This is a genomic window from Streptomyces sp. NPDC007808 (assembly GCF_042868655.1).
In the GTDB taxonomy this organism is placed as follows: Bacteria; Actinomycetota; Actinomycetes; order Streptomycetales; family Streptomycetaceae; genus Streptomyces.
The window spans coordinates 1-15,147 of sequence record NZ_JBIAEQ010000005.1; the positions used below are offsets into that span (position 1 = coordinate 1).

11 protein-coding genes and 1 pseudogene are annotated in these 15,147 nt (G+C 71.0%); 2 read left to right on the forward strand and 10 right to left on the reverse strand.

Annotation, left to right across the window (positions count from 1 at the left end):
• Positions 1–213 (forward strand): annotated as a pseudogene (gene rpsA / locus ACFYNL_RS19270) (30S ribosomal protein S1); the annotation flags it as partial.
• Between the two features lie 89 nt (positions 214–302).
• Here the strand turns inward: rpsA and ACFYNL_RS19275 are convergent.
• From ACFYNL_RS19275 to ACFYNL_RS19310, 8 genes are all read right to left on the reverse strand, one after another.
• The gene (locus ACFYNL_RS19275) at positions 303–5,219 is read right to left on the reverse strand and encodes an SAV_2336 N-terminal domain-related protein (RefSeq protein ID WP_388804658.1); all 4,917 of its coding nucleotides are present in this window, start codon (positions 5,217–5,219) and stop codon (positions 303–305) included.
• Between the two features lie 6 nt (positions 5,220–5,225).
• Positions 5,226–6,317, reverse strand: a complete 1,092-nt coding sequence (locus tag ACFYNL_RS19280; protein ID WP_388804661.1) for an AAA family ATPase — start codon at positions 6,315–6,317, stop codon at positions 5,226–5,228.
• Entirely contained in the window at positions 6,314–7,867 is a 1,554-nt protein-coding gene (locus ACFYNL_RS19285) for a hypothetical protein (protein ID WP_388804664.1), read from the reverse strand. The genes ACFYNL_RS19280 and ACFYNL_RS19285 overlap by 4 nt, the downstream gene beginning before the upstream one ends.
• A gap of 106 nt (positions 7,868–7,973) precedes the next feature.
• Positions 7,974–9,602, reverse strand: a complete 1,629-nt coding sequence (locus ACFYNL_RS19290; protein ID WP_388804667.1) for a hypothetical protein — start codon at positions 9,600–9,602, stop codon at positions 7,974–7,976.
• A 178-nt stretch (positions 9,603–9,780) separates the two neighbouring features.
• A complete protein-coding gene (locus ACFYNL_RS19295) occupies positions 9,781–10,476 on the reverse strand; it encodes a GAF and ANTAR domain-containing protein (protein WP_388804670.1) in 696 nt (231 codons plus the stop codon).
• 225 nt (positions 10,477–10,701) lie between these two features.
• A complete protein-coding gene (locus ACFYNL_RS19300; protein WP_388806216.1) occupies positions 10,702–11,136 on the reverse strand; it encodes a DUF2267 domain-containing protein in 435 nt (144 codons plus the stop codon).
• Positions 11,137–11,206: 70 nt separating this feature from the next.
• Positions 11,207–11,596, reverse strand: coding sequence for a DUF2267 domain-containing protein (locus tag ACFYNL_RS19305; RefSeq protein ID WP_388806218.1), 390 nt, complete (start codon positions 11,594–11,596; stop codon positions 11,207–11,209).
• A 97-nt stretch (positions 11,597–11,693) separates the two neighbouring features.
• Positions 11,694–12,131: an Hsp20/alpha crystallin family protein gene (locus tag ACFYNL_RS19310; protein WP_388804673.1), complete on the reverse strand. Its 438-nt coding sequence runs from the start codon at positions 12,129–12,131 to the stop codon at positions 11,694–11,696.
• 130 nt (positions 12,132–12,261) lie between these two features.
• On the opposite strand from ACFYNL_RS19310, the gene ACFYNL_RS19315 reads away from it, so the two are divergent.
• Positions 12,262–12,957 carry a type III effector protein gene (locus ACFYNL_RS19315; protein WP_388804675.1) on the forward strand — a complete coding sequence of 232 codons (696 nt, stop codon included), beginning with the start codon at positions 12,262–12,264 and terminating at the stop codon, positions 12,955–12,957.
• A 453-nt stretch (positions 12,958–13,410) separates the two neighbouring features.
• Here the strand turns inward: ACFYNL_RS19315 and ACFYNL_RS19320 are convergent, their stop codons facing one another.
• The gene (locus ACFYNL_RS19320) at positions 13,411–13,608 is read right to left on the reverse strand and encodes a response regulator transcription factor (RefSeq protein WP_388804677.1); all 198 of its coding nucleotides are present in this window, start codon (positions 13,606–13,608) and stop codon (positions 13,411–13,413) included.
• Between the two features lie 99 nt (positions 13,609–13,707).
• A complete protein-coding gene (locus tag ACFYNL_RS19325) occupies positions 13,708–15,042 on the reverse strand; it encodes a serine hydrolase domain-containing protein (RefSeq protein ID WP_388804680.1) in 1,335 nt (444 codons plus the stop codon).
• Positions 15,043–15,147 lie beyond the last annotated feature (105 nt).

Consider the following 15,147-nt stretch of genomic DNA (forward strand, 5'->3'; position numbering starts at 1 on the left):
GAGAAGCAGCGCGAGGAGTGGGAGCGCCAGTACGCCGAGGCGCAGACCCGCTTCGAGCAGCACCAGCAGCAGGTCATCAAGTCCCGCGAGGCCGAGGAAGCCGAGGACGCGGAGTCCGACCCGGTCCCGCACACACACGGTTCCCCGGACACGCACCTATACACGACTTACAGCCTCGGCAGTACGGACAGCCTGCCCAACGTGCGGCACTGACACGTCGGTAGGCGCCCGGCGCCTTGGTCGGCCGCCGCACTGCCGTGTCCTGCTCGCCCGCCCACGGAGCGGTGGTCGGGGCTCCCGTGTCAGCCCCGCTTGGCGCTGCGTCGCAGGAGTTCCGCCGCCATGTGTGCGGCCTGCGTGTCCGCCCTGCCGACGCCGTTGAGGACGGCGTGCGCGCGCAACGCGATGACCCTGTCCTGATGGGGGGCGTTTCCGTACAGGGCGTCGAGACGTTCCAGCGCCGTGGCGAGGAGGCGGCGGGCGTAGTCCTGACGGTGCGCCGCCTGGGCGGCACGCGCTGCCAGCAGGTCCAGGCGCGGCAGGACCGGCGCGTGCTGCCCGTACAGGCCGTCCACGGTGTTGCGGGCCTGCTGCAGGGTCTCCAACGCCATGACCGGGCGACCGGCGATGAGATGCGCGTACGACTCCAGGTGCGCCATCCGGATCTGCAGGTGCGGACGCTCGAAGCGCTGTCGCTCGCCGCGGCGCAGGCGAGCGATGCGATCGAGGAGTTCGACGGCTCGGGAGATCGCGCTGTCGTCCGACGGGTATGACATCCAGGGCCACGGGCCCCCGGTGGCGCTCTGGAAGAGCGCCTCGACGAGCAGTTCGGACGCCGACAGCCACAGGTCGAGACGAGCCGCGGGCGCCGGGCCCGCCGCAATCGCCTCAGGGCTTGTGGGACCGAGCCGGGCAAGCGCGGCGGTCGCGGCCTCGACAGCGCTGCGGGGTGACTGGAATCGGAACGGCAGCAGTTCCACGCGGATCAGTTCCAGCGAGCCGCGCAACAGGTCACCGGCGGCCGCCGCCAGGACGGTGCCGATCGTCTCGGAGTCGAGCGCCTGCATCGACTCCCAGGACGGCGGGTCGCCCAGATGCGCCGCGAGCCGGCCGAGGCCCGCTCGGACCCCGTCCAGGCGCCCCGCGGCCAGGTCGATCCGTGCACGTGCCAGCAGCCGCTCGGCGTATCCCATCCGCTCCCGCGCCGGGACGGTTGCTGCCTGAAGAGCCGCCTGTGCCTGGGTGAAGTCCCCCCTTCCGAGGTGGAGTTCGCACATCAGCAGATCGCTCTGCGCCGCGAGGTCGGTACGGCCGAGCAGCCGGGCGGCGTCTGCGGCCTCACTGCCCAGGCCATGGGCGACGGCGAAATCTCCCACGAGCATGCTGGTCCGCTGGGCGGCGACGAGCAGTTCGCTTCGGTAGGCCCCCAACGAGTGGTCGTCGCGATGCAGGCGTGCGACGTCCACGATGTCGCAGGCTGCGGCCCACATTCCCCTGATGCGGTAGTAGGCGTTCCAGCGCAGGGTGAGTTCGGCAGCGGCAGGCAGCAGGTGGGGGGCCGTGGTGCCCAGAGCGAGGCGATGCACCGCTTCGGACTGGGCTCGCAGGAAGATGTACGGCAGCCAGGAGACCTGGGTGACGTCGGGTTCGCGGCACATTCTCAGCAACAGGCCGAGCAGGGCGCGCCGGTATCCGGGGCCCTCGACGGGCGGCTCCGCCGGGGCGGGGTCCCCGGCGGTCGGCATGGCGACGCCGCGCCGGCGCAGTTCGGCCAGCAAGGCGACGTGGAGGCGGTCGTCGAGGCCGAGCACGTGGAAGACCCACCGCCCGAACTCCCCGTCCGCGAGGATGTCCTGGTCGCTCGGCAGAGGGTCGGGCAGCCGTCGGGTGTGTCCGCTCGGGTCCCAGATCCGTACGGTGCCGTCGCGTCCCCCTGTGGCGAGCCTGGGCCGGCCGTCGGCTGCGGTGAGAACAGCCAGGGCCAGGATCGCCGCCTCGTGGCCCAGGAGCGGCTCACCCAGCGGCGTTCCCGTCTCCGGGTCCCACAGCCGCACGGTCCGGTCGTCGCCCGCTGTCACCAGGCACACGCGGCCGTCGGGGAGCGTGAGCGGGGCGATGGCTCGAACCGGGGCGGTGTGGCCGACCAGGGGCCGCAGGGGTTCCCCTGTCTCGGGATCCCAGATCCACACGACCGCGCCGCTTCCGGCGGCGGCCAGCCGGATGTTCCCGTCGAGCGCCGTGTAGCCGCAGAGCGCCAGGGTCGCCCCTGGGTGCTCCGGCATGGGGAGTCCCACACGTCCGGTCGCGGGAGACCACAGGCTCAGCACGCCGTCCTCGTCGGCGACGGCGAGGAGACTGCGGCCGTCCCGGTCCAGGACGACGGCGGCGGCCTGGGCGGTCTCCGTCCGGGTCACCAGGGTTCGGTCGAACAGCCCAGCCGGTCCGCCGACGCGGACGCCGACCGCGTCCTGCGTGATCAGCAGGATTCCCGTCGGCGGGGTCGGCACGGCGGCCAGGACACGGGCGCGGCTGTGCCGGCCGAGCCGGTGGGGGCTGGCCGGGACGCGGATGCCGATATGGGGGGAGGCGCTCGTGCCCGTGCTGGACAGGACGACGGAGCCCTGCCTGGTGTCGGTGCGCCACACATGCCTGCGAGATTCATCGTCCGTCGCGGCCAGATACGCGTCGGCTCCCGCGTGGAAGGCCGCGAGCGCCACGATCTCCCGACTGCCGGGGACCGGAAGGGGGTCGTTCAGTCGGCCGGTCATCGGATCCCACAAGTGCACCAGACCGCCGTCGCGGCCGATGGCGAGCAGCCCTGGCGGGTCGAGCGCCGCCAGCGCCCGGACCGCTTGCCCACCGAAGGCTGCCAGTACCTGTACCGAGGCGTCCGGCACCGGGGGTCGCGGAAGCTCCGCCTCGGCCGAGGTCACCCGGTCGAGCTCGGCCAGGAGGGGGCGCGCAGACGACGCGGGCAATGCCTGGGCGAGTTCCTTGGCCACGCCGCGATGCCGGACGCCGGCACCGCCCAGCACGGCGACGGCGACTTCGGCGAACGGCAGGCTCTGCGCCGGCAGCCGCCACCGGGAGCCTGTGCTGTCGCCGCTGTCCGGCGCCGTCAGCGCGCGGAAGTCCAAGGTGCCGCCGAAGGTGGCGGCCACGTGGCCCGACACCTTCGCCAGCAGGTCGTGCAGGACGTGCAGGGACTGGCTGCGGGTCAGCTCGGCGAGCAGGAGCTGCCGCACGCCGGGGCGGAAGTCGTAGACCACCTCGTCCGGGTCGGCCGCGAGCCGGCGGCGTTCGAGGAGTCCGGAGACGAACAGTTCCGCCAGCTCCGTCTGACCCGATTCGGGCACCGTGGACGCCTGGATCAGCCGCATGACGGGCAGGCTCAGCGGCGCTGCCGCCAGATGGCAGGCCAGCCGGAAGGCGCCGGCGGAACACCCCGCGCGAAACCGTGTGACACGCTCCTCCGCGGATACGGCGGGCGCCTGGGCAGCTTCGGGACCGGGTTTCAGCGGCCTCGGCCGCGATGTCAGCGGGGATGCCAGCAGCCGCACTCCGCCGGGAGCCCGGCCGGCCAGCAGTTCGGCCCACGGGGCGAGCCAGGCTCCGTCGAGTTCCATCACCGGCAGCCAACGCGCCCCCGGACCGGGCTGGGCAAGGTCGGCGGGCATGCGCACGGCGTCCGGACGGAAGTGCGGGGTCTCGCTGACGGCGTCGGGGATCCGTGCGTCGACCCGCGTCGTGTGCAGGGCGGTGCGATGCCACAGGTGCTGCGGCAGAACCTGTAACGCCGCCGTGGGACGCGTGGCCGCCAGTTCGGCCAGTCCTTCCGGCAAGTCGCTGCCGTACCAGGCGGGGTTGACGCCGTCGGTGAGCAGGAAGAGCAGTCTGCGGCCCACCGGGTGTTCCAGGGGGCGTTGCCAGCGGCCCGACGTGGGCGGGGTGGGCTGCGCCCCCCTGCCCGGGTGCCGGCGGAAGGGGGCGAGGCGGGGCGCGGGGTGATCGGTGGCCAGGGACCAGCATCTGACCTCGGCGAATGCTCCGTGCCGCTCCAGGGCGGTCCACAGTTCGCCCGCGAGGCGGTGCCACACTGCCATGGTCGCGCCGGTATCGATCAGCAGGTCGACGGAGAAGCGCCGTCGGCCGGCCGCGCGCCACAACGGCAGCAGGAAGCCGGCTTCGCTGCTGGCCTGTGCGGTGGCCTCCTCGTCGAGCAGTGCGAGCTGTGCCGAGTCGATGGTCTGGCGTAGCGGACGAAGCGCCCTGGCCAGGGCGAGTTTGCCGGACAGCGCCGCGGGCCGGGGCACATGCACCAGGTCGGCCGGGCGGCCGACTCCTCCGATGGTGCCGTGGCCGATGGGATGGACGGATGCTCGGGCGTGTGAGGGGGGCGGGGGCTGCTTCGGCGCGCTCCGGGAGGCGCCAGGGGAGGCGCCCGAACTCTCGGGGGGAACGGGGTCGTAGGGCGCGATACCTCGTCCAGTGGACGGACCGGGTGGCGTGATGGAGCCCTCCGCGGGGAGGGACGGCTTGGGTCCGGCATGCCGTGGGGCCGCGTCCGGATGGGGGCCCGGGACGGCGCGGCCGGTGTCCGCCGCAGGCGGGTGCGACGGCGGCGCGGCGGCACCGGTGTGCGTCGTGAGTGGTTCTCTTCCGCTACCGGGATCCCGCGGGGGCTCCTGCGTCGTGGTGCCGGTCGGATCGTCCGGGGGCGGTCGCCTGGTTACGGCCGCGGGTGGGTCCCCGATGACGGCTGGCCTTGTCTGCACGCGTGTGGGTGGTGGCGGGGCGGGTCGCCCGGGGCGCCCTGCGGTCCCAGGCGTCGGATCCGTTCGCCTTCCAGCCGTAGCGCTCCCGTCTCGCCGGGCGGGCGCATCGGCGTTCGAGTGCGCTTCCGGCTGAGGGGCGTTCCGTCGCCGGCGACCGCGGCCCCGGCCGGTGTCGGCGTTCGGCCGGATCGGTGAAGGCCCGGTCGGTGGGGGCGGTTCGGTGTCGCCGGTCGAGGTGCTCTGCCCCGGTGCGAGGACCGTCTCCTGGGTGGACCGGTCGGCCAGGGTGGCCAAGCGGGTCGTGGGCACCTCCGGCGGTGCGTCGTCGTAGAGGCCCGCGACGTGGGCGATCCACAACACGTCGACGATCTCCTCGGGGAGCGGCCCGTCCCCGGTGGGATTGAGCAACCCGGCCAGGATGGCCCGCAGTTGTGGATCGGGCATGGCCGGTCAGCCCTGGTTCATGGGTCGCAGCAGGACGTTCTCGACCAGTCGGCGGTTCTGGGGCCACAGTCCTCTGCCCGCCATCAGCAGGGCGCTGAGGAGTTGGTCGTTGGCGAGGTCCGCCCCTTCCTCGTTCTGCCGGCGAGTGAACTCCTCGATGAGTTCGTCCATCGCCTCGTCCATACCGGCCCACGGTGTCGCCCCGTCCTCGCGCAGGTGTGCCTCGACGAGGGCACGCAGACGCTTGGGACTGGCGGCGCTCATCTCCAGCCGCAGACACCGACGAAGGAAGGCGGAGGGAAACTCCCGTTCGGCGTTGCTGGTGAGGATCACGAGGGGGAACTGGGCGCAGCGCACCGTGCCTGCGGTCACGGTGGCCATGCGGTGCGGGTCCGCGGTCATGACCTTCTGCGCTCCGGTGCCCAGCCGCGCCAGTTCGGGGATTTCGAACTCGCCTTCCTCGAAGACGTTCAACAGGTCGTTGGGAAGGTCGATGTCGCCCTTGTCGATCTCGTCGATCAGCAGCACCCTCGGGTAGCGCCACGGCAGCAGCGCCGTGCCCAGCGGACCCAGCCGCAGATAGTGGCCGATGTCAGGAGCGGTCCTCCGGTTGAGACGCTGCTCCACCACGCTCGTGCCGCTGCGGATCCCGGCGTCGTGCAGCCTGCCGATCGCATCGTAGGAGTACAGGCCGTCACGGAGCGTGGAACGGCTGGTGATGGGCCATTTCAGCACCGGGCCGAGCTGCAGTTCATGCGCGACCGCGTACGGCAGCGTGGACTTGCCCACACCGGGCTTGCCCGTCACCAGCAGGGGGCGGCGCAGGTGCAGCGCCAGGTTGACCAGATGGACCTCGTTGTCGTCCGCCGCGGCCGCCGCCTGGCCCGTCCGTCCCAGCCTGCGTGCCGTCGCACCGTCAGCGGGTTCCGGTGGGGGCTCGGGCAGGGCCGCGTGGTCGGCCGAGGTGCGTCGCGCCCCGTCGAACCTCCGCCACGCGGGTGCTTCGGGCAATTCCTCGATGCCCCGGTGAGGCACGCCCACGCCCCGGTAGATCCACCACTGCGGGCCCCGCGCGGGCGCCTGCGGTTCGCTGGTCATGTCATCCCCTCGAAAAGCGAGTCCTGTGCGGTGTGCACGCAGTACGGGTCGTCCCACAGCAGCGTGATGTGGCGGCCGACGTCGTCCTGGGGACGGTGACGGCTTTCTCTGCGGACCCAGAGGACCGCTTCCGGCAGTTCCGGCAGGGAGATCGTGTGGCAGCGGCGCAACGCGCTGACCAGCTCCTGGTGATCACCAGAGGTGCGGCGCCACAACAGGACGGGTACGCCCTCCATGAAGAGGGCGTCCTTGACCGCTGTGCGCGCGTCGGGGTGAAGCTCGTCGTAGGGGGCGATCAGGCCCAGGCAGGCGACGTCAGGGTTCTTCAGCAACCAAGCGGCCAGGTCGGCGGGCGACTGCAGTTCCCGCACCGGCCACTGGATCCCGGCGAGTGCGTCGCAGTCCTTTGCCGGTTCACCCTGCCGTGTCGTGCCGTCGCTCGCCGCTGTGTCCACGACGGTGTTTCCGTCGCGGTCTCCCGTCTGCGGCGCGAGGCTGTCCATCAGGCGGTCCCACCGGTGACGCCACGGTGCCGCGTTCATGTAGCGGCTGCGATAGCGCTCCAGCGAGCGCACGACGACCGGGAAGTGCTGCCCCAATGGGGTCTCGTTCGGGTCCAGTTTCCACAACTCCGCCTCGTAGCCGAGTAGTTCCAGTGGCAGGAGAACCTCGAAGCGGACATTGCCTGCGGCTCGGCCCACGTCCGCGGTCAGCTGCTCCCAGCCGACGAGATCCGCGAGTTCCTTGGCGGTCAACTCCCCGCGGGGCACGACCGCGGGCTGGGCGAGGACTCCGGCGGGTTGCAGGTCGGCCCCGGGCCGCTCCTGCCAGTAGTACGCGGCACGGAGCAGCAGGTGCTCGGCGTCGAGGTGGGCGGGTCCTTGGGGTTCGATACGGATCTGGACGATCAGCCGGCTGCCGGCCGGGGCGCGGGCCCCGTGCTGTGCCCGAGTGACCAGGCGCGCTTCCCCCAGGATCTTCGTCAGCTCGTGGGCCAGGGCCGGGGCGGAGTCGGAGAGTTCGTCCGCGACGCCGGCCAGGAACAGCCCCAGGGTGCTCAATCGGTCGGCTCCGTGCCGGTCCACGAGCCGCAACAGCGTGGTGGACAAGGTCGGCCGCTCACCGGTGGATGTGGTGACGGAGCAACGCGCCGCGCACCGCATCACGCGGCTCGGTGGCATCGATCGTTCGGCGTCCCGCCACAGTAACCGCACGGTGCGCAGCACCAGGTCGGCGACCGGCGTCTCGTCCTCCGTCAGCACCAGCACGACGAGTTCGATCCAGGGCAGGACCCGGGACGGGCCCGCCAACTGACTCAGCGCCGTGCACAGGTTCCGCAGGACGACCGTGGGATCGGGGTGTTCGTTGACCGCGCTCAATATCTTGCCGACGTGCTGGCGCGCCGACTGCCGCGCGGCCACGCCGGCGCCGAACCCCTCGGCCTCCGTGCCCGGGGTGCTCATCAGTTCCAGCAGGTCGTAGCGGAATTCCGGGACAGCGACGTCACTGCAGTCGAGGAGGAGTTCCGTCAGCAGGTGTTGTACCGGCAACGACAGGAACGGTGCCGTCCCATCCGAGCTCCCCCCTCGTTCCGCGCGGTTGGCCGTCCACCCTCGCCCAGTCGCGTACACGCCCTGTCTGCCTCGCCCAGCCGTCCTAGTTGTCCTGCCAGCCGCCGGCGGTCCGTGCCACGAGCTCTCTCAGACGTTCCAGCGCGCGGTCGTACGGTACGAGTTCGGTCATCGAGTTGTACAGCGCGCCGAAGGCCCGGCCCTGGGAGTCGTACCGGCTGCACTTCATGACGATCTGCAGGAGGTGCGGGCGAGTAGAGCTGCGCGATTCCACCTCGAAGGCGGACGGCAGTCGAAGGTGTTGACCCATCAACTGCAGGAGGTCGAAGCGGTAGTCGAGCCGGTGCAGATCGGGAAACGCCAGGAGCGCGTCGAGCCACTCGCTGTGGGTCGGCTCGTCCTCCGCCGCGGCCGGTGCGGCCGGCTGCGCCTCCGCGGGGGGCCGCTGCACTTCCGCGAGGGCCGGCTGCGGCGCAGCGCCGTGCCTCGTACCGGAAGGCCGGTCGTGTTCTGCCTCCTGGGGCTCGGTGACGGGCCTGGCCACTTGGACGAACGCGGCGCAGGCCCGGGCGGCCAGGTGCAGGAACCAACGGTGTTCGGCGGCCCACCTGTCGCGGGTGACGAACATCAAGGCGCCCGCCTGCAGAGCGAGGAGGTACTGCGGGTGCCAGTCGGTGAGGGTGTAGTCCCTGCCCCGGTACGAACGCCATGAGTCCGGGGCGGACATCAGCGACGTCAGCGTCGAGGCGAGCGCTCCGGGCAGCATCCCCATGTCCGGCTTCTTCGCCCAGTCGCTGACGAGCACCTCGATGAGTTCCTGCCGCGACCTTTCGCTGAGGTGCTCCAGGAAGTCGCTGACGAGGCAGAGCATGAGATGTACGGGATCACGAGTCAGTACCCCGGCGGGTGTGAAGCGCGAGAGGTCCACCAGGCGGTGTTCCTCCGGCACCAGTTCAGGTTTCGTCTCCACCAGGATGTTGCCGGGGTGCAGGTCGTAGTGGGCTCGGCCCAGAGAGACCGTGGGGGGCTTCAGACCGTTCAGCACCGAATGTTCCGACAGCAGAAAGGGGTTGGGCAGCCTGTCCTCGTGCCCGGTCACCCTGATCCAGGGACGCCCCGCGTCCCCACCCAGCAGTCGGGCCGCCGCCGCGTTGAGCGCGCCGCTGTCCGCGCGGTGGCCCAGGGCGTTGCGCAGGAAGCCGATGCCCGTCATCCGGTGATCGGCCCGCGGGTCCGGATTCCACTCCGTCAGCACCGACCGGATCACGGCGGCAGCGACTTGTCGCCGTGCGTCGGGCGAGGTCATACGGTCGAGCGGACTCAGCTCGTATCCCCGGCGTCCGTCGATCGCGATACGCAGGAACATCAGCCATGTGTCCCCGATCCGCAAGGGCGGGTATTCCTGACGGACCAGACGACGGTCGGGGAACACGAACGGCTCCGCTCCTCGGGAGTAGGCGGGCCCGCAACTCCAGGCGGCCTCCAAGTCATGGGGCTCGTCGACCGCGCCCTCCTCGGGTGCACAGAGCTTCAAGAGCAGCTTGTGCACGGGGTGCCGGGCGTCCCCGGTGTGATAGCAGAGCGCCAGCCGAGCCCCACTGCCACCGTCCGGCAGGACCTCCGCGAGGGTCAGCACGCATCTGTTGTTCTTCTGCCAGACCTCAAGGGCGGCGAACACCTCTTCGCCGAAGCAGCGGACGCCAGGTTCACTCATCGCACCAGTCTGACCGAGCATCATGCTTTCCGGGCAGGTTGTCACAAGATGCCATCGACCGTGGTGCTCCGCAGACGAGCACTGACGCCACGAGGGGGACGGCCCTGACGCCTTCTTCCGCCGCGCCCCGGGGCGCCCCGCTCGCCGGTCGCGGGGACAGCCGGCACGCGCCCTCGCGTCACGGCCTGGGCCGCAGAGGTGTGCGTTCGCCGGGGGGCGTGCCGGCGATGCCCGTGAGCAGGCGGGTGCAGACGTCGCGGAGCTTGAGGTTGGTCTGCTGGGACAGTCGGCGCAGCAGGTCGAAGGCTTGCTCCGCGGTGCACTGCTGTTGTTGCATGACGCTGCCGATGGCCTGGTCGATCACGCTGCGGGAGGCGAGCGCGGTCTGCAGTTCGCGGGTGAAGTCCTCCGCGTCGGCCAGTCGCTGCGCGAGGGCGATCCCGCCGCCTGCCTGTGCGGCGAACAGGGCCAGTATCCGGCGGTCCTCCTCGCGGAAGGCGTGGGGGCCGCAGGCGTAGAAGTTCAGCGCGCCCGCCGTGTGGCTGCGCACGGGGATCGGTACGGACAGCGAGCAGCGGATGCCCAGGTCGGCCGCGAACCGCGGATAGGTCCCCCACCGGGGCTCCTCCAGCACGTCCGGTACGTGCACGGTCTCGCCGGTCCGCAATGCCTGAAGACAGGGTCCGTCGTCCTGGCCGTACTGCTTCTCGTCCAGCTTGTCCGCGACGCCGCCGGTGCTGACGACGGTCAGCGGGCGCCGGTGTCGCTCGATGGTCACGCCACAGCCGTCGGCGCCCGAAGCGCTGACGGCGTCGTCGACCAGGTGCTGCAGGAACTCTCGCAACGAGGTCATTTCCAGCAGCCAGTCGATCATGTCCAGTGCGTAGTCTCTACGGTCGGGCCGATCCACCGCCCGACACCTCCCTCACATACATCTGACGGAACGGGTCGTTTTTCGCTTACCCGCTAACGCCTGTCGTTCGGCACGAACATTTCTGTGCGGCACGACACAAGGCGCCCGTGCGAGACGTCGATGCGATCGGGATGCCCGGCCTCGGGCCATGAGGCCGAGGCCGGGCGCTGCGGAACCCGGGTGAGGTCAGGCTGCCTGAGTCAGTTCGGCCTTGCCGAAGAGGAGGGCGAAACCCGGGGGGAGTTGGGCGATGACACGGGTGACGAGGTCGGGGCCGGCCAGCTGGGCGACCAGGGTGAGGACGGTGCCGGCGTCCCAGCGGGCGGTGGCCGGGGTGCCGCCGGTGCGCGCGGCGAGGTCCTTCACGAAGGCCCAGCCGGTGAGGTGTTCGGTGGCGGGGATCTGAGCGGTGAGGATGCGGGCCGCTTCGAAGGGCAGCCGGGCGGCGAGTTCGACGCGTTCGTCGCCGGTGACCTGGCGGCCCAGTGCGGACAGGACGTGACGAACGGAGGCCTCGGCCCTTTCACGAGTGGGGTACGCGCCTTCGTACCGCACCTTCTCCAGCAGCTGGTCGTAGGTCATGACCGGCTTGGTGCGGGCGGCTTCGGGCTCGGGGAACATCGGTGGCGGGTTGCCTTTCCGGTGCGGGTGTGTGCGGATCACGGAGTCATGGGCGCCTGATGCTGACGGCTCATGCCTGCTGCGGCGCGCCGAACAGCAGGTCGTAGTCAGGGGGAAGCTGGAGCAGGATGCGGCGCATGAGGTCCTCGCCCGCGGCCTCGGCGGCCACGCTGAGGACGGCGCCGACGTCCCATTTCGCGGTCTCTTCGGTGGCTCCCTCGATCCAGGCGGCGGTGGCGCGCACGAACCGTTCGGGGTCCAGCGGCTCTGCGGCCTGGAGGGGGTTCAGCAGGATGACGGCGTAGGTCTCGGGCAGCCGGGCGGCGAGTTCGGCTCGCTCCCCGCCCACGAGGTGGGCGCCGAGCAGGGCGAGAACGACGCGGGCGGCCCTGTCCGCCTCCTGCTGTGAGGGGTACTCGCCGCGTTCGGCGACTGCGTCGAGGAACGCGTCCCATCGCATGTGCACCATGCCCCCTTTCGACGGCAGGGCGTGCGGGGCCGGCCGAGGCGAAGCGGGGCCGGCCCTGCGCGTACCGGTCGGGATCAGCAGGCGTCGGTCAGCCGCTGATCTCCTTGCGCTCGGTGCCTGTGGCGCTGATCGAGATCTTGCGCGGCTTGGCTCGCTCGGCGATCGGGATCCGCAGCGTCAGGACACCTGCGTCGTAGTCGGCCTTGATGTGATCGACGTCCAGCGTGTCGGCCAGCATGACCTGGCGGGAGAAGACGCCGAGGGGACGCTCGGACAGCTCCATCTGCACGCTGTCGGCCTTCGTGACCGGGCGCCTCTCCGCCTTCACGGTCAGCATGTTCCGTTCGACGTCGATGTCGATGGCGTCCGGTGAGACACCCGGCAGATCGAGGGCGATCACGTACTCGTCGCCCTCTCGGTACGCGTCCATCGGCATCGGGGCGGGCCGTGACCATGTGCCGGACGTACCGAGGAGCTGCTGGGTGAGACGGTCGAGTTCACGGAACGGGTCGGTGCGCATCAACATCGGTGGACACCTCCAGTGCTTCCGGCAGTACCTGCCAATGCGCTTCACGTTGACTCCGTTGTAACATGTCATCGGAACGATGACAAATGGAATGTCGTCGAAAGGATGACGAAGCTCGCCTGGAGGTCTCATGGCAGCAGCCGAACGGTCCGACCGGCCCACCTGCGGCGGCCCGCCCGACGGTAAAGGGCCCGGCCCCGCCTCGTTCCTGGCCGCGGCCGCGGCCCTGAGCGCCATCGACGAGGCCGTCCACGCCGCCCACACCGCGCCCGCCGACGAGCCGCCCGGCACGGAGCCGGGGCCGGACCAGGTCCTGGCCTCCTTGTTGCTGCTGCGCGAGGTGCGCGAACGGCTCGCGGGCTGGGAGACGGGTTTGATCGAAACCGCCCGGGAAGCCGGCGCGAGCTGGGCGGATCTCGCCGGGCCACTGGGCGTGGCCAGCCGCCAGGCGGCGGAGCGCCGCTATCTGCGGTTGCGTCCCGGTGCCGCCGGCACCACCGGCGAGCAGCGCGTCAAAGCCACCCGCGACCGCCGAGCCGCCGACCGCTCGGTCACCAGCTGGGCCCGTGACAACGCCGCCGGTCTGCGCCGACTCGCCGGCGAGATCACGGCGCTCACGGATCTGCCCACCGCGGCCCGCCCCTTGATCCGCCGCATCGACGAGGCTCTCGCCGCCGACGACGCGGCCCATCTCGTCGGCCCCCTGACCGAGGCCCAGCACCACCTGCGCCCCGCCCATCCGGAGCTCGCCGCCCGCATCGACACCATCACCGGCCACACCGAGCGCGTCCGTCAGCACAGCGACGCACGGCGCCGCGAGCCTTGATTCCGCGTCCCCGGGTGTGAGTGCCACGTCGTCCGGATGGCTAGGCGCCACCTGACCGGGCAAGGCAACCCGTACCGCGTCGGGTTCGGCAGGGAGCGGCTCGTCCACCGGAGGCACCGCCGGTCGCTCACGGCCGGGCGACGCCGTCCTTGGGCACTTCGGCGAAGAAGGACTCCTCGTCCCAGCCCCGTCCCGCTTCCTTCTTCCCTTCGTCCCGGCCCAGTGCCTGCGGCGGGACGTCTCGGTCGCATGGTCAGCGCGGGGACCGCCATCATCACCAGCGCGGCATTCGCCAGCCGATGATGATGCGGAAGCCTCGCCTGCGGGGTGGGCCACGCATCGCAGTCATGAACACTTCCTTCCACGAATCGCTCGTACGGTGCGATTCGAGTGTTCTTGATGCCCTGTCAGCCGCCGAGAGTGATCGGTACTCGCCTGGACGGGAGAAGTACCTCAAGCCCCGGCGGCGAGATCGACGGTGGCCGGCTGGCTGCGGTGGTTGATGCCCAACTTGCGGTACGCGGCGGACAAGTGCACTTCCACGGTCTTCGTCGTCACGAACAACTGCTGGGCGATCTGCCGGTTGGTGAGTCCCGTCTTCGCCAGCTGCGCCGCCCGCGCACGCCGCCTGAACACAGCCGAGCTGCCCACGCAGAGCGCCGCGCCCACGCGGCTGAGTGGGTCGAGGACGCGCCGCCCGATTGTTCACTGGACCGAACACTCGTTTACCGACCGGGGACCCGCCTATGGTCAGTCGTCGAGTGTCCGGTAGACGGTGGTCCAGAAGTCCTGGTGGAGTCGGGGGGTGTCCGCGCAGTCCATGGCCGTCTGCGTCAGCAGAATCCCGGTGAGCCCTTCCGCCGGGTCGGTGTACGCCGTCGTGCCCAGGCCGCCGTCCCACCCGAACTGCTTCACGGACGCGAGGTCACGGCGATGAGTGCGCACCGCCATGCCGAAGCCGTAACCCCCGTGCCGTCCGAAGAGGTCGCCGAACTGGTCCTTCTCGACTTTCTGCTCCGGCGTCAGGTGGTCCATGGTCATCAGCTCGACCGAGGCCCGGGAGAGGACGCGCTCGCCTCCGTGCCTCCCCTTGTTCAGCAGCATGCGGTGGAACGCGTGGTAGTCGTCGACGGTGGAGACCAGACCGTCACCACCGGCCTCGAACACCGGCGGCCGGCTGTACTTACCGCCGACGGCCTCGTCCCAGGTCGTGAGCTCGCCGGTCTCCGGGTCGTGGGCATAGCTGGTGGGGAGCCGGTGCATCCGGTCGGCGGGCACGTGGAACCCGGTGTCCACCATCCCCAGTGGCTCGAACAGCCGCTCGCGCAGGAACTCCCCGAAGGATCGGCCCGCCACTCTCGAGACCAGGACCCCGAGCACGTCGGAGCCGACGTGGTACTGCCACCGTTCGCCGGGCTGGTACATCAGCGGAAGGGCGCCCAGCTGCTTGATCCATTCGTCCGGTCCGACCGTCGGCCAGTTCGCGGTCCCGTCACCGATGACGCCCCGCTCCCGGACGGCGACCTGGATCGGGTACGTGTCCGGCGGAGCCGGCACCAGACCGAAACCGAAGGTCAGGGTCAGCAGATCGCGCACGGTGATCGAGCGCCGGGCGGGCACGGTGTCGTCCAACGAGGCGTCGATCCGCGTCAGCACTCGCCGGTTCGCGAGCTCGGGCAACCAGGTCTCGACCGGGTCGTCCAGTCGCAGCCGGCACTCCTCGACCAGGATCATCACCGCCGCGGCCGTGACCGGCTTGGTCAGTGAGGCCATACGGAAGAGGGTGTCCCGACGCATGGGCGCACCACCCGGAGCGCCCCCAGGGCGTCGGTCACCGCGTGCAGGGCCGGCGAGGCCGCCCGCCTCCCTGCCGGCCCCACCGCCGTCCGTGGGTCCGCCCTCCGATCCACCGTGGAGTGCGCCGTCCGATCCGCCGCCCGAAGGGCCATCCGATCGAGCATCCGATCGACCAGCCGCATGCAGGGTGCCCAACGCCTCGACGTGCACCTGGTCGCCCCTGCCGACCAGGGCGACCAGTCCGGGAACCGCCCCGGACTCGACGTAACCGGCAAGCACCTCGCGCATCCGGTGCAGCCCCGCTCGCGAAAGCCCACCGTCCGCGCCGCCGCTCAGAGCCCAGTTCCCCCGCCCATCCCAGCTCACGGTCTGCCTGATGGCCTGTGACATGTC